The 14,719-nt window shown below is 25.9% G+C and carries 14 protein-coding genes; 10 read left to right on the top strand and 4 right to left on the bottom strand.

Annotation, left to right across the window (positions count from 1 at the left end; all coding sequences use genetic code 11):
• Positions 1 to 201 precede the first annotated feature (201 nt).
• Both ftsY and mer read left to right on the top strand, forming a co-directional pair.
• Entirely contained in the window at positions 202 to 1,449 is a 1,248-nt protein-coding gene (ftsY, locus tag MBCUR_RS08040; protein ID WP_067092387.1) for a signal recognition particle-docking protein FtsY, read from the top strand.
• A 387-nt stretch (positions 1,450 to 1,836) separates the two neighbouring features.
• Positions 1,837 to 2,802 carry a 5,10-methylenetetrahydromethanopterin reductase gene (gene mer / locus MBCUR_RS08045; RefSeq protein ID WP_067092389.1) on the top strand — a complete coding sequence of 322 codons (966 nt, stop codon included), beginning with the start codon at positions 1,837 to 1,839 and terminating at the stop codon, positions 2,800 to 2,802.
• A 762-nt stretch (positions 2,803 to 3,564) separates the two neighbouring features.
• On the opposite strand, the gene MBCUR_RS08050 is transcribed toward mer, so the two are convergent.
• Positions 3,565 to 4,557, bottom strand: coding sequence for an SPL family radical SAM protein (locus MBCUR_RS08050; protein ID WP_245637299.1), 993 nt, complete (start codon positions 4,555 to 4,557; stop codon positions 3,565 to 3,567).
• Positions 4,558 to 4,664: 107 nt separating this feature from the next.
• The gene (locus tag MBCUR_RS08055) at positions 4,665 to 5,537 is read right to left on the bottom strand and encodes a damage-control phosphatase ARMT1 family protein (RefSeq protein WP_067092391.1); all 873 of its coding nucleotides are present in this window, start codon (positions 5,535 to 5,537) and stop codon (positions 4,665 to 4,667) included.
• Between the two features lie 375 nt (positions 5,538 to 5,912).
• On the opposite strand from MBCUR_RS08055, the gene MBCUR_RS08060 reads away from it, so the two are divergent.
• The 8 genes from MBCUR_RS08060 to MBCUR_RS08095 all read left to right on the top strand — a co-directional run bounded on the left by MBCUR_RS08060 (position 5,913) and on the right by MBCUR_RS08095 (position 13,526).
• Positions 5,913 to 7,040: an ABC transporter permease gene (locus MBCUR_RS08060; protein WP_067092393.1), complete on the top strand. Its 1,128-nt coding sequence runs from the start codon at positions 5,913 to 5,915 to the stop codon at positions 7,038 to 7,040.
• A gap of 9 nt (positions 7,041 to 7,049) precedes the next feature.
• Positions 7,050 to 7,715, top strand: coding sequence for an ABC transporter ATP-binding protein (locus tag MBCUR_RS08065; RefSeq protein WP_067092395.1), 666 nt, complete (start codon positions 7,050 to 7,052; stop codon positions 7,713 to 7,715).
• 205 nt (positions 7,716 to 7,920) lie between these two features.
• The gene (locus MBCUR_RS08070; RefSeq protein WP_084269639.1) at positions 7,921 to 8,379 is read left to right on the top strand and encodes an archease; all 459 of its coding nucleotides are present in this window, start codon (positions 7,921 to 7,923) and stop codon (positions 8,377 to 8,379) included.
• Positions 8,380 to 8,858: 479 nt separating this feature from the next.
• Positions 8,859 to 10,307, top strand: coding sequence for an RtcB family protein (locus MBCUR_RS08075; protein ID WP_067092398.1), 1,449 nt, complete (start codon positions 8,859 to 8,861; stop codon positions 10,305 to 10,307).
• 28 nt (positions 10,308 to 10,335) lie between these two features.
• Positions 10,336 to 11,106, top strand: a complete 771-nt coding sequence (mtnP, locus tag MBCUR_RS08080) for an S-methyl-5'-thioadenosine phosphorylase (RefSeq protein WP_067092400.1) — start codon at positions 10,336 to 10,338, stop codon at positions 11,104 to 11,106.
• Between the two features lie 182 nt (positions 11,107 to 11,288).
• Positions 11,289 to 11,858 (top strand): flavodoxin family protein, encoded by a 570-nt coding sequence (locus tag MBCUR_RS08085; RefSeq protein WP_067092402.1) that lies wholly within the window; start codon positions 11,289 to 11,291, stop codon positions 11,856 to 11,858.
• Positions 11,859 to 12,011: 153 nt separating this feature from the next.
• Entirely contained in the window at positions 12,012 to 12,350 is a 339-nt protein-coding gene (locus MBCUR_RS08090) for a NifB/NifX family molybdenum-iron cluster-binding protein (RefSeq protein WP_245637300.1), read from the top strand.
• Positions 12,351 to 12,944: 594 nt separating this feature from the next.
• Positions 12,945 to 13,526 carry a 30S ribosomal protein S3ae gene (locus tag MBCUR_RS08095; RefSeq protein WP_067092404.1) on the top strand — a complete coding sequence of 194 codons (582 nt, stop codon included), beginning with the start codon at positions 12,945 to 12,947 and terminating at the stop codon, positions 13,524 to 13,526.
• Between the two features lie 234 nt (positions 13,527 to 13,760).
• On the opposite strand, the gene MBCUR_RS08100 is transcribed toward MBCUR_RS08095, so the two are convergent.
• Together MBCUR_RS08100 and MBCUR_RS08105 are read right to left on the bottom strand one after the other, a co-directional pair.
• Entirely contained in the window at positions 13,761 to 14,150 is a 390-nt protein-coding gene (locus MBCUR_RS08100) for a type II toxin-antitoxin system VapC family toxin (protein ID WP_067092406.1), read from the bottom strand.
• Positions 14,147 to 14,386, bottom strand: coding sequence for an AbrB/MazE/SpoVT family DNA-binding domain-containing protein (locus MBCUR_RS08105; RefSeq protein ID WP_245637301.1), 240 nt, complete (start codon positions 14,384 to 14,386; stop codon positions 14,147 to 14,149). Before MBCUR_RS08105 ends, MBCUR_RS08100 begins: the two co-directional genes overlap by 4 nt.
• Positions 14,387 to 14,719: the final 333 nt, after the last annotated feature.

Genomic DNA, 14,719 nt, shown 5'->3' on the forward strand with positions numbered 1-14,719 from the left:
GGATATAATATTAATTAAATATAATATTGTTAAATACAGAATATAGAATATAGTATTATTAAATATAGAAATAATTATAAGAGAATAAATGGAATTGAAATTAGAAGCATAATTATTAAAATATTATTAACTTATTTTAAATTATTATTAAATATAACCTTATTAAAAATTAAATTTATTAAATAACTAAAGGTGTAAATATTGTTTGATTCATTGAAGAAAAAATTTAGTAAAATGGCTACTAAATTAACAAAAAAAGTATCAGATGAAGCTAAAGATGAAAACAACATAGAAGCTATTTCTGATGAAGAAGTTTTAGAAATTGAAAATAATGATAATATTGAGGATAGTATTGAGGATAGTATTGGGGATAGTATTGGGGATAGTATTGGGGATAGTATTGAGAATAATATTGAGAATAATATTGATGACAATGAAGAGAATAAAGACATTAAAAATGGCAATGTTGTCACTGATGAAATAAAAAACGATGAAGAAAAGAATATAAAAGATAAAGAACAAGAAAAAGATGAAACACTTAAAAGTGATGAAAAAGAAAATAAACCTAAATCTGGAGGAATTCTTTCATTTATCCGTGAAAAAACTATAACTGAGAAAAACCTCGAAGACATTCTTTGGGATTTAGAAATTGGTTTATTAGAAAGTGATGTGGCAATTGAAGTTGCAAGTGCAGTAGTTGATTCTGTTAAAGAAGACTTAGTTGGTAAAAAAATAAAAAGGTCCAATGATGTATCAGAATTTACTTTTGATGCATTAAAAGGAGCTGTTTATAAAATAATAGATGTTTCAGGTAAATCAATGACTGAAATGATAGAAGAAAAAAAAGTTAAAGGAGATCCTCTTGTAGTAATGTTTGTAGGAGTAAATGGGACAGGTAAAACTACTACAATAGCTAAACTAGCTAATTATTATTTAAAAAAAGGGTATACTCCAGTTGTAGCCGCATCTGATACATTTAGGGCAGGAGCCATTGAACAAATTAACCATCACACAGATAAAATAGGAATAAAAATTATTAAACACCAAAAAGGTTCAGATCCTGCTGCCGTTGCTTATGATGCCGTAGAACATGCAAAAAGTAAAGGAAAAGAATTGGTTTTAATTGATACTGCTGGGAGAATGCAGACAAACACCAACCTTATGGATGAAATGAAGAAAATTAAAAGGGTTTCAAAGCCAGATTTGATTATTTTTGTTGGAGATTCATTGACAGGCAACGATGCTGTTGAACAAGCCAGAAAATTCAATGAAACTATTGATATTGATGGAGTTATTTTAACTAAGGCAGATGCAGATAGTAAAGGAGGAGCTTCACTTTCAATTGGTTATGTTATAGGCAAACCAATACTATTTTTAGGTGTAGGTCAATCTTACGATGATATTAAAGAATATGATTCAAAATGGATGTTAGATCAAATTTTTGCTTAAAGGTTAAACCAATTAGAATTTAAGAAAGTATTATTTTAATATGTCATTTTTTTAAAAAATGTTCATTTAATGAATATTTAGGAATGGCTTAAAATAACTGAGTTTATTTAGTTTCTAATAAAATGATTTTTACAGTTATTTAGAAAAATAACTTATTACTTTTCTTAAATTAGGATTCTGCTTGAAAAAATAGTTTTATTTTTTCCATGATTTATTTTAATAAAAAAATTACTTAAAGTATTTAAGCTTTTCTATTTAATTCAAAAGATAAATGCTTTAAATATATAACAACATACAATTAAGTGTAGCTTTATAATATGAATTTATTATAAAGAAAATACTAATATACAATTGTTATAAATAAAATATTTTAAAAAGGTGATAAAAATGAAATTCGGTATAGAATTTGTTCCAAACGAACCAATTTATAAGTTAGAATATCTTGTTAGATTAGCAGAAGATGTAGGTTTTGATTATGTATGGATTACTGATCATTACAACAATAAAGATGTATATCAAACTTTAGCAATTCTTGCAGAATCAACCAGTACTATTAAATTAGGACCTGGTGTAACTAACCCCTATGTTAGAAATCCAGCAATAACTGCTGCATCTATAGCAACATTAGATGATTTATCTGGTGGAAGAGCAACATTAGGTATTGGTCCTGGTGATAAAGCTACCTTTGATGCACTTGGAATTGAATGGACTAAACCAGTTAGCACAATAAGATCTGCTGTTGATACATTCAGAACTTTACTTGGAGGAGATAAAACTGCAAGTGGTGCACAATTAGGTGGAGTAAAAGCTGCTCAAGAAAAAGTACCTATTTATCAAGGTGCTCAAGGTCCTAAAATGTTAGAAACTGCTGGTGAAATTGCTGATGGTGTTTTAATTAATGCATCTAATCCTAAAGATTATGGTGCTGCAATACCACTTATAGAAAAAGGTGCAAAATCTGCTGGAAAATCATTAGCTGATATTGATGTTGGTGCATATACTGCAACCTCCATTGCTAAGGATTCTGCAAAAGCAGCAAATGCTGCTAAAATTGTTGTAGCATTCATTGCTGCTGGTTCACCACCTCCTGTTTTTGAAAGACATGGGTTACCTGGAGACACTGGTGCTAAATTTGGTGGATTTTTAGCTAAAGGCGACTTTGGTGGAGCTATTGGTGCAGTAAATGATGAATTACTTGATGCATTTTCCGTTGTAGGAACTCCTGATGAGTTTATTCCAAAAATAAAAGCTCTTGAAGAAGGTGGAGTTACACAATTTGTAGCTGGTTCTCCTATTGGACCAAACAAAGAAGATTCAATTAAATTATTAGGAAAAGTAATTAGTAGTTACTAATCTTAATTTTTTATTTTTTTCTTTTTATTTTTTTCTTTTTATTTTTTACTTTTTTCTTTTTTTTTTAAATAAATTTTAAACATATATTAATTCTGTTCATATATTCTATTTTTCAATTTCTTTTTTACTTTTTATTTTTTTCATTATGAAATTTTTCATATGTTAATATTTTCTTTCCTTTTTTAATAGCTTTTAGCTATTTTTATAATGCCTTTTTATCAATTCTTTTTCTTTAAAAGTTTTTTTACTTGATATACTGTGCAACGATTATTTTTTGCAAAAATCGATATCTAATTAAAATAAATTAAAATATTTTTAAGGCATTAATACATATTTTTTTATAAAAAATAAATGTCTAAAATAATGATAATTTGTAAAAAACTTTTATTTAAATTAGTTTTCTTTATTTTTGATAAATTTTTTGATCAAACTTTTTCTAAAAGCTTGTTTTTAAAAAGTTTGTTTTAAAGGTTCTTCTAATTATTAAACAATTCATATTAATTAGTTAAATTTGAATTAAAATATTTTAAAGAATAATAAAAATTAAGTGTTTAAAAATAAATATTTTTAGTAAATAGATATTAATCTTAATTAAAGTAGAATTTTATTAAATATTTATATATTTTTAATATATATACGATGTTTTTGGATAAAAATTGTTAATATTTCCTTTAGTCTTCTTATGTAACTTGTCAACCTGTTGACATTATTGAGACTATTTTTCATATATTGTCTTTTATTTTTTTCTCAATGAATGTTTTTTTAAACAATAGAAGTCTTAACTTCATATCCTTTAGCTATTTCTTCTAATTTTTTTAATTGATTGTTGTAATAATTTTGATTTGCATAATTTTTATTCTTAAATAATTTGCTTGTTTCTTCTAAACTTTCAGGAAAATGCTCTCTTAATTTAGTAAAATAGCTCCCTCTAGAACCAGAATCTTCACTACCAAATAAACTCAGACCAGCAGGTAATGCATAAATAGCTCCAGCTTTTTTTAAATCCTTAAATGTTTTGTGAATAGCTTCTTCAGTATCTGTAATATATGGAAGTAAAGGCATTAAACTTGCTCCAACATGAAATCCTTCTTTTTTTAGCTTTTTAATTGCTTTTAATCTTTCAGATGGTCTTGGTGCATTTTCTTCAAATATACTAGCTATTTTATCCTCTGTTGTTGAAAATGAAAATGAAACAATCATTTTTAGATTTTCATTTTCTTTACTTTCTTTACTTTCTTTATTTTCTTTAGTTTTTCCATTTTTTGGATCTTTTTTTCTTTTCAAATCCTCTGGAATAATAGATCCATTTTTTATCTTTTTTAAAATGTCTAAATCTCTTAATATTAAATTTGATTTTGTTAAAATATGGCTACAATATCTGTATCTGTTGATTAATTTTAAGATGTCTCTTGTTAGAAATAATTCTGACTCTATTGGCATGTAGGGGTCTGTTGCTGAGCCTACCATTATAATAGCTCTTTCTCTTTTTATTGCCTTATTTTTTAACTGTGTTTTTAGCTTTTCTAATGCATTTTCTTTTACAAAAAACTCTTTTGTATTGCTTGCATACTTACTTCCATTTATATAGCAATAGCTACAATCAAAGGAACACCCCATGTAAGGATTTATTGTGTAGTCTTCTAGAAAGAAGCTTCTTTTTCCCTTACTTTTGTTTAATATTGATTTTACTGCTTTGTATTTAAATGAATATTTTTTAGCTATTTCATCTATTTTCAGATTTTGATTAAAAAACATTTTTTATATTTTTATTTTTTTTAAGGTTTATAGTTTATTTAATAGATTAATTGTATATATTTTATCTTTTTTTATCTATTTGCATGAATCATTTTTTTTTATTTTTTTTATTTAGAAAATAATTTTACTACAACCATGTCGTTTTCTTCTACACCTAAATCTTTTGCAATGGCTGAACATTTAGCTGAAAGTAGGCAAAAAACATCTTTATTTAATGAGTTTAGTTCTGTAAGACCTTCATAATTTCCCATACCTTTAGAAATTATTAAATCTTCTTTTTCAAATATTTTTTTAAAGTCTTTTGATAGATAATCATACACTATACCTATAGAATCTGTTCCAGTAGTTATTAAATTTGTTATTTTATCTAAACCAATTAATTTAGCATCCTCTACACATGCATCATTTAATATTGGCTTTTCTTTTACTGCAAATGTAATTTTAAGATTATAATTTTCTATTAACTTTTCAATCAATTGTTTGTCATAAGTAATTTCACCAGTATTGTCTGCAAGGTATAGTAGAGATTTTGATTTTTCTAATGATTTTTTTAATTTGTTTACATGATTTATTCTAAGTTTTTTATTTACACTACTGCTTATTAATTTTTTTAAATCCGTGTTTATTCCTAATGCTCCAAAATCCAAAATATTTCCTATTATGCTTATTTTAACATAGTTTTCTAATGAATCATCCTTTTTTAAGATTTTTTTAAATTTTTCCTCCAATTCAATAGCTATTTTATTTCCAAGTTTTTTTTCATTTTTATATGGGTCAGGATTATTTGTTTTTTCTTTAATTATTCTGTGAATATCTGTTCCTAATTTATTTGAGGATGCTCCTTGTTTAAAGTTATTTGAAAGATATTTAAATATTTCTTCTGTTATTTCTAATTTTAAATTAGTATCATCACTAGCTAAGTTCATAGCCTCTTTACTTTGTCGCAATAAACATGCACCACATTCATAGTAAACTTTCATATTATTATTTTGGTTTTATGAAATATTAAATTTTTGGTTTTTTTTAGTTTTTTGTTATGGCAATGTTTTGTCATTTTTTTCAAAATTTAAATAGTAGTATATTTAAATAATTATTATATTTAATAAATATCATGATAAAATATTATTTTAATATACTATAGATTAGTGTTTTAATAACTATAGCTTAATATTTTAATGGTTATAGATTAGTATTTTAATAGTTATAAGTTTGATATTTTTAATAAATTAATAAGTTTAATATTTATTTCTAGGATAAATTAAATAATAATAATAATAATAATAATAGTAATAATCTAATGAAATTTTATTTACTATTTATTGATTAGCTAGTTTTTATAATTTTGGAGAATTTTAATGTCCTTTTTAGGTTTAATTTTTAAAAATCCCTTTAGAAATAAAGCTCGTGCGGCTTTAGCTATTATTGGGATTGGAATAGGAATAGCTACAATTGTAGCTTTAGGAGGAATGACTACTGGTCTTACACAGTCATTAGATGAAACTTTACATCAAGGTGGAGCAGACTTCACAATTTTAAGTAGTGAAGATGATGCTCAAGGAACCCCTTATGGCACGAAAAATTTAAATGATACATGGTTAGACAAAATACGCTCTATGGATGGCGTAAAAAAAGTAGAAGCTATTTATCTAGTAACACTACCTATAGATGATGATTTGGGAATGGTTATAGGTTTAGAACCTAATAACACCTTTGATACTGGTTCATTGGACACGGAAATTATTGAAGGTGGTTTTTTAGCATCTGATCATCAAGCAGTTATTGGAAAACTAATTTCAGAGGAGTCTAACTTAACTGTTGGAGACAAAATTAAGTTGGCAGATGAAGAATTTGAAGTTGTAGGGATTTCTGAATCTGGAGACCCTTCATATAATAGTGCTGTAATGGCACCTATATCTGATTTACAAGACATTATGGATCAAAAGGGTCAAATCAGTATGATTTATGTCTATGCAGAAAATAATGCTAGTGTAGATACAATTACCAAGAAAATCAACGATAGTTATGGTGAAGAGTTAACTACTGTTACTTCAGTCTCTGACCTAAAGCAAATGGCTGAAATGTTAAATATGTTAGATGTGTTCAAATGGGGAATTTCTCTTTTGGCAATTGTTATTGGTGGAATTGGAATAATCAACACAATGATAATGTCTGTTTATGAACGAACCCGAGAAATTGGTGTTTTAAGGGCTGTTGGATGGAGAAAAAGTAGGATTCTTACCATGATTTTAGGAGAGTCCTTGGTTTTAACCATGAGCTCTGCATTTATTGGAACAGTTATTATTGTTGCTATTTTAGAAATTCTTTCTTGGCTAGGTTATCTTTCAGTATTTTCTCCAATTTTCACATGGGATGTAATAGCCCAAGGATTTGCAGTTGCTATAGGAGTTGGTTTAATTGGTGGAATCTATCCTGCATATAGAGCAAGTAAATTACCTCCAATAGAAGCATTAAGGTATGAATGAGGTGTTAAAATGTCTGTAATTATCAAAATTCAAAATTTAATAAAGACTTATGAAAATGGAAATATTAAGGCATTAAATGGGATTGATTTGGAAATAGAAGAGGGGGAATTTGTATCCATTATAGGTCAATCTGGCTCTGGTAAATCAACATTGCTTAACATGATAGGTTTTTTAGATGTGCCTGATTCTGGTACTATTGAAGTAGCAGGAATTGATTTAAAAGAAACAAAGCATTTAGATGAATTTAGATCTAAAAAAATAGGTTTTATATTTCAATTACACAACCTTATTCCAAATTTAACTGTACAAGAAAACGTGGAAATTCCAATTTATGAGACTTCCTTAAATTCTAAAGCACGAAGCGAAAGGGCGTTGTACTTATTGTCATTGGTAGGGCTTAAAGACAAAGTAAACATGAAACCAACTAAACTATCTGGTGGAGAAAGACAAAGAGTAGCTATTGCCCGTGCACTTGCTAATAATCCATCAATAATCCTTGCTGACGAGCCAACTGGCTCACTTGATTCTAAGACATCTAAAGAAGTTTTGGATTTAATTTTAGAACTCCATGAAAAAGAAAATGTGACAATTGTTTTGGTAACCCATGACACAAATGTTGCAAATTTAGCTAATAGGTGTATTGAAGTTCTTGATGGTAAAATAATTTCCAGTTGATTAGTTTGAAATTAACTTTAATGGCTTTTATTTTTTAGATATCATTCTTTTTTAATTTTTTCTTATTTTCCATATTTTTTCTTAAATTTATTAATTTTATTTTTATTTTTCATATTTTTTCTTAAATTTATCAATTTTATTAATTTTATTTTTATTTTTTATTTTTTTTAAGAAAAATTTAAATATTTTGTAAATAAACATTTTTATGATGAAAGGGAATTTTGAAGATAAGCTCAAAGGAAAATATGAATATTTTGGTGTTACAGCAGATATAGGATTTTATTCATATGGAAAATCATTGGAAAAAGGGTTTGAAAATGCTGGAATGGCTCTTTTTGATGTTATTAGTGAAATTGATTTAGTTGATGAGAATATTTCTAAAAAAATTTCTATTGAATCAGAAGATATTATTTCTTTACTATATGATTATCTTGAAGAACTTCTTTTTCTCCATGAGACAGAATTTCTTTTATTTTCTAAATTTAAAGTAATTTTTATTAAAAACAATGGAAACTTCTATAAATTGGATGTAATAGCTTATGGTGAAGAGATTAATTGGGATAAACATGTTAAAAAATCTGAAGTTAAAGCAATTACTTTTCATCAAATGAATGTAGAAAAAAAAGAAAATATTTATATTTTAAAAGTTATTTTAGATTTATAATAATTGTTTTTTTATATTATTCTATTTTTTGCTTTATTTTTTTTTGTTCGTTTTCTTCTATTTTTTTATTCGCTTTTTATTTTTTTATATAATTATTAATTCTTCTTTTATATTAATTCTATTTTAAAAAATTTTTTTTTAGAAATAATTATTTAATATGTTAAACATAAGTATAATTTTATTAATAATTTATTTATTTTTTATATTTATCTTTTATATTTATTTAGTCTTTTTTTTTTAATGAAATATATAATCATAAAATAATCAAATAATAAAATTTTATAATTAATATACATTATAAAAATAATAAATTTAAAAAAATTTAAATTTTGTTATATTTTATTGAGTTGATTGGCATAGTGATTTTTTAAAATAAAATTAAGTATAATAGAATTAAATCTAATAAAATTAAGCATAATAGAGTTAAATTTAATTAAATATATAAAACAAAATATTTGTGATATGATAAAGGTGTTTTTATGAGTATTAAAGAAGAATTAACTGAAATCCACAAAGATGTATGGGAACTTCCAAGTAGTTACAAAAAGGAAATGTTGGTTCCTGCACGCTTATATCTTGACGATGAAGGTATTAAAGACTTGGAAGACGGAGCTATTGAACAAGTTTCAAATGTAGCATGTCTTCCTGGAATTCAAAGCCATTCAATAGGATTGCCTGATATGCATTTTGGATATGGTTTTAGTATTGGTGGTGTTGGAGCGTTTTCAAATAGAACTGGAGTTGTAAGTCCTGGAGGAGTTGGTTTTGATATTAACTGCGGAGTTAGGATGCTTAGAACAAATTTAACTGAAGAAGATATTCGTCCAGTAATAAAAGAGCTGAATGATGAGCTATTTAGAAATATTCCATCTGGAGTGGGAAGTAAAGGAAAAATTCGATTGGACAATGAAGAAATAGAAAATGTTTTAGACTTTGGTGCATATTGGGCTGTTGCAAATGGCTATGGCTGGGAAGAGGATCTTGAATTTTTAGAAGAAAATGGTAAAATGGAAGATGCAGATTCTACAAAGGTTTCTGATAAGGCAAAAAAAAGAGGAATACCTCAACTTGGTTCATTAGGCTCTGGAAATCATTTTTTAGAAATTCAAAAGGTGGATGAAATATTTAATGAAGAAGTGGCTAAGAAATTTGCTTTAGAAAAAGATTCTATTACTGTAATGATTCATACGGGATCACGTGGCTGTGGTCATCAAGTTTGTTCTGATTACCTTCGTTTAATGGATAAAGCATATAAAAAATATTCTTTAAAACTTCCAGATAGACAATTAGCATGTGCTCCTGCTGATTCAAATGAAGCTCAAGATTATTTCAAATCAATGGCTGCTGCAGCTAATTATGCTTGGGCAAATAGGCAAATGATTCAACATTGGGTTAGGGAATCATTTGAAACTATTTTTAAAAGAGATGCTGAAAGTATGGAAATGTCTGTAATATATGATGTTGCTCATAATATTGCTAAAAAAGAAGTCCATAAAGTAAAAAATTATGAAACAGAACTTATTGTCCATAGAAAAGGTGCAACTCGTGCTTTTGGTCCTGGAAGAAAAGAAGTTCCGTCAGTTTACAAAAATATTGGTCAACCAGTTCTTATTCCTGGGACTATGGGAACATCTTCCTATATTCTACATGGAACAGATACTGCAATGAAAGAGACATTTGGCTCAACTGCTCATGGTGCAGGTAGAAAACTAAGTAGAACAAAGGCTAAAAAGCTTTTCAATAGTGAAGAGGTTAAAAATCAACTTCAAAGCAAAGGTATTCATGTTAAAGCATCTTCTCAACCAATAATAGCTGAAGAGTCTCCTGATGCATACAAAAATGTTGATCATGTTGTTAAAATTTCAGATAGAATTGGTTTGGCTAAATTAGTTGGTAAGGTCTCACCAATAGCTGTTATTAAAGGCTAAATTTAAATTCTTGGAGACAGTTGGTAATATGATTGGAATAATTGGTGGAAGTGGAATATACGATTTAGCAAGTGAAGCAAGTAATGTAGAGAGATTTGTAATCAAAACTCCATATGGTCCAACTCCTGAGGTTTCTAAATTTAAAATTGGAGAGAATAGTGTTATTTTTATGCCTAGACATTCAAAAAATCACTCTGTTCCTCCACATAAAATAAATTATCGAGCTAACATTTATGGACTTAAAAGTTTAGGTGTCAATCAAATAATAGCTACAAATGCAGTTGGTTCACTTAATTTAGAAATGGAACCTGGTTCTTTTGTTTTATGTGATGATTTTATTGATTTTACATCACAAAGAGAAAAAACATTTTTTGACAATGAAGTTCTCCATGTTGATGTTACAGAACCATATTGTGCACGTTTAAGGGAAGCCATTATGGCAAATAGTGAATCTATTAGTGGAAAAATTTTTAATAGGGGAGTCTATGTTTGTAATGAGGGTCCAAGATTTGAAACTCCAGCAGAGATTAAATTTTTACAAAAAATAGGTGGTAACCTTGTGGGAATGACAGGTTTACCTGAAGCTGTTCTTGCACGGGAAAAAGAGATGTGTTATTCTAGTATTTGTACAGTTTCTAATTATGCTGCTTCAATTTCTCCAAATAAATTGACAATGGATGAAGTCGTTGAAATTATGGATATTAAAAAAGAGGAATTAACTGAATTAATTTATAACACTGCTGAATCTCTTGTTGAACCTTTTGATTGTCCTTGTTTACATGGTTTAGAAGGAGCATAATTTTTCAATCTTGTTTCAGCTTTAAACTTATTTCATTTTTAAATTTATTCCATTTTTAAGCTTACTTTATTTTTAAACTTATTTCATTTTTAAGCTTACTTTATTTTTAAATTTATTTTGTTTTTATTATTTTATTTTAAAAATTGTCTATTTTAGAAAATTAAACCATTTGGTAGATTATCATGTCAAAAGTTATTTTATTAAGTGCTAGTCCACGAAAAAATAGTAATACTATGGATGTTTTAAGTATTTGTGCTAAAGCCATTGAATCTGAAAATGTAGAAGCAGAAATAATTTCTTTGAGAGGAAAAGAGATTAAATCTTGTATTGCATGTAATAAATGTCAAGAAATAGGCAACTGTGTTTTAAATGATGGTTTAGATGAAATTATCAATAAAATAAAAAATGCTCAAGGATTTATACCTGCTGCACCAGTTTATTTTGGAACTGCAAGGGCAGATATAATGGCTGCTCTTCAAAGAATTGGAAAAGTTTCAAGAGGAGCAAATAAATTTTTATCATGGATGGTTGGTGGACCAATAGCTGTTGCAAGACGTGGTGGTCAAACTATAACTTTACAAGAAATGTCTATGTTTTTTAATATCAATGAGATGATTATTGTAGGTTCTAACTATTGGAACATGGTTTTTGGATCTCACAACCAAGATACAAATGATGATCCAGAGGGTTTAGAAACTATAAGGCAGTTTGGTGAAAATGTAGCCAAATTAATTCTTAAAATAAATGAATAAAGTTTATTTTTAATTTATTTTAATTTATTTTTAATTTATTTTAATTTATTTTAATTTATTTTAATTTATTTTAATTTATTTTAATTTATTTTAATTTATTCTTAAAATTAGCCTTAAAATTATATTAAAGTTAGCAAATAAGAATGTGTTTTTATGGAAAATAATATTATTAAAATAGCTATTACATCATCTGATGGTGTAAATCTTGATTTGCATTTTGGTCAAGCTAAATCATTATATGTCTATGATTTTAATGGTGAAACTGCTGATTTTATTGAAAAAAGAATAGCTTCAATTAAAGATGGGGAAAAACACCAATGGCAAAATGTTTTAAATAAAATATTGGATTGTAATGTGGTAATAACTGTTCAAGCAGGCTTTAAATCTAAAATGGGAATAGAAAGTGAAGGATTAAAACTTATTGAAGATTCTGGACCAATTGAAGATGTTTTAGAAAGATTTATTAATCATTATAAATTTATCCGCAGTTAACTTTATTTAATTTTTTAAAATCTGAAATTATTAATTAAATAATTTTTAAATAATTTTTCAAATGATTAAATAGAAAGTGTCAAAAAGCATGAGCTGTTTTTAAAAAAATTAATTTTGGTTTATGAACTTTTTAAAGTAAAATTGAAAATTTCATAAAAAACCCACAAAAATTTAAAACACTCTTTAAATAAAAACCTTTATATACCATTAAAATATAAAGTTATTATAACCTTAATGGGCGGAAAATAAAGTAATTTTGCATAGCTTACAAATAATTTTTAGATATTTAATTGGTCTTACTTTTTCTAATATCTAAAATATATCATTATTTTTTAATTTTAGGAGTTATACATTAGCTATTTCTTTTTTTAATGGCTTTTTTCAATATAAATTATGATTAACTAATTTTTTAAAATTATATTATAGTGAAAGCTATGTTTTTATAACTATTTCTAAAAATAATCATAAATTACTTTAAATAGTTGGTTTTATTTTATTTTAAATGTTATTTTTTAAATTAAATATTTTTATCCTTTTTTTATAAAAAAATATTCAATATTAAATGATCTTATCTATATTTGCAGGAGATTTATTATGGCAAAAGCAAAAAAACGAAGAGTACGAGATACATGGAAAGAAAAATCATGGTTTACAATTAAAACCCCCGATATCTTTCCTGAAAAAGACATTGGAGAAACTCCATCTAAAGATCCTGATTTTTTACTAGGAAGGAGAGTAGATTTAACTATGCGGGAGTTGACTGGAGACTTTTCTAAACAATACATTAAATTAAAATTAGAAGTTAACGATGTTGTTGGTTCAATAGCTAAAACTAAATTTATTGGTCATCAAGTTACCTCAGATTATGTTAGGAGCATGATTCGTAGAGGAAGTAGTAGAATTGATGCACACATTTTTGTTAAAACAAGAGATAATGTTAAAGTTAAACTTCATGTTTTAGCCATTACAACTAGAAGAGCTAAATCTTCTCAAAAGAAATTTATGAGAGAAACTATTATTAATTTGGTAGAAAAAGCAGCAAAAGAAAGAAGTTTTGAAGATATTATTGAGACTTCTGTAAATGGTAGGTTTTCTTCAGAAATTTATCACAAAGCTAAAAAGATTTACCCACTTAAAAGAGTTGAAATAGTTAAATCCAAGATTTTTGATAACTAATCTTGTTTTTTATTTTTTTCTATTTTTATTTTCTTTTATTCTCCTTTATTTTCCTTTATTTTTTTATTTTTTAATAATATATTTTATTTAAATTTAATTTAAGAAATATCTCAATTTAATTACTTTTTCTTCAATTTAATTATTTCTAAACAAACTATATTTAAATAGCCTATTTTAAGAAGTTATATTGTTCATAATATTTGTGTAAACACTGTTTATTTTATTATAACCAGATTATGAAACTCTTTTTATTCCTTTTACTTTATCAAAATCACTATCAAATGAAGCTATTTTGTTTATCTGTAATTCTTTCATGATTTCTAATGATAAGCAATCAGCATAGGATAAAGTTCCGTCATAATGTAAAAGTGTATAGATTGTTCTATCATAAATATTCCTATTTTCTTCAAAAATGAAATAGTTGTCTTTAATGTTGTAGTATAATTGTTTGGCTTTTTTTCCACCAAGTAAACTAGCTACATTTGTGATAGATTCAGAAATTATTAGATTTGAAACTATTTTTTCTTCATTTACTATTTTTTTAGCTAATTTTAAACTATTTTTGTGCCATTGGTCATTAGTAACTACAAAAGCAGTGAAAAAACTAGAATCTACAAATATCATGGTTTTTTGCCCCTTGCAACCATTTTTTTTAATTTAACTGCATCGGTGTTATAAGGTGCTTCACCCATTTCTTTTATGTCATAAAATCCAGTTTTTTTTCTAAATTCAAGATTAATATTTCCTTTTTCGTCCATAAACCATTCAACAATGTCCTCTATTTCAATATTAAGTTTTTTTCTAATTTCAGATGGAATAACTGTCTGAAATCCTTTATATATTTTTGTAGTCATAGTCATATTATCACTAATAAATTTATATTAATTAGAATATTTAAGTTTTTCTAAAAAATTTTAATTCATTAGAAAAGCTTTTTTAAAAAAACTTTATCAAAATTTTGTCTCAAAAATAAAGAGAACTAATTTAAATAAAGACATTTTATATTATCAATTAGATATTTTTAAAAAATTAACTACACTTTTTTATAAAAAATTTTAGGTTTTAGGTTTTAGTTTTTTTTTTTTTTTTTTTTTTTTTTTTTTAAATGTTGTGCAACAGCTCGAAAATCTAAGTGTCTAAATTTAGTTTACTAAGCTAAAATTGGATTTATAAAGTTATAATAACTTTTATTA

The organism is Methanobrevibacter curvatus (assembly GCF_001639295.1).
GTDB lineage: Archaea > Methanobacteriota > Methanobacteria > Methanobacteriales > Methanobacteriaceae > Methanoflexus > Methanoflexus curvatus.

What these genes read in the sequence shown, in the direction of transcription:
- MBCUR_RS08095 (WP_067092404.1), top strand. Translation starts at nt 12,945, where the DNA reads ATGGCAAAAGCAAAAAAACGAAGAGTACGAGATACATGGAAAGAAAAA.
- MBCUR_RS08090 (WP_245637300.1), top strand. Translation starts at nt 12,012, where the DNA reads ATGGAAAATAATATTATTAAAATAGCTATTACATCATCTGATGGTGTA.
- MBCUR_RS08070 (WP_084269639.1), top strand. Translation starts at nt 7,921, where the DNA reads ATGATGAAAGGGAATTTTGAAGATAAGCTCAAAGGAAAATATGAATAT.
- MBCUR_RS08055 (WP_067092391.1), bottom strand. Translation starts at nt 5,537, where the DNA reads ATGAAAGTTTACTATGAATGTGGTGCATGTTTATTGCGACAAAGTAAA.
- MBCUR_RS08060 (WP_067092393.1), top strand. Translation starts at nt 5,913, where the DNA reads ATGTCCTTTTTAGGTTTAATTTTTAAAAATCCCTTTAGAAATAAAGCT.
- MBCUR_RS08050 (WP_245637299.1), bottom strand. Translation starts at nt 4,557, where the DNA reads ATGTTTTTTAATCAAAATCTGAAAATAGATGAAATAGCTAAAAAATAT.
- MBCUR_RS08065 (WP_067092395.1), top strand. Translation starts at nt 7,050, where the DNA reads ATGTCTGTAATTATCAAAATTCAAAATTTAATAAAGACTTATGAAAAT.
- MBCUR_RS08100 (WP_067092406.1), bottom strand. Translation starts at nt 14,150, where the DNA reads ATGATATTTGTAGATTCTAGTTTTTTCACTGCTTTTGTAGTTACTAAT.
- MBCUR_RS08105 (WP_245637301.1), bottom strand. Translation starts at nt 14,386, where the DNA reads ATGACTATGACTACAAAAATATATAAAGGATTTCAGACAGTTATTCCA.
- MBCUR_RS08075 (WP_067092398.1), top strand. Translation starts at nt 8,859, where the DNA reads ATGAGTATTAAAGAAGAATTAACTGAAATCCACAAAGATGTATGGGAA.
- MBCUR_RS08085 (WP_067092402.1), top strand. Translation starts at nt 11,289, where the DNA reads ATGTCAAAAGTTATTTTATTAAGTGCTAGTCCACGAAAAAATAGTAAT.
- mtnP (WP_067092400.1), top strand. Translation starts at nt 10,336, where the DNA reads ATGATTGGAATAATTGGTGGAAGTGGAATATACGATTTAGCAAGTGAA.
- mer (WP_067092389.1), top strand. Translation starts at nt 1,837, where the DNA reads ATGAAATTCGGTATAGAATTTGTTCCAAACGAACCAATTTATAAGTTA.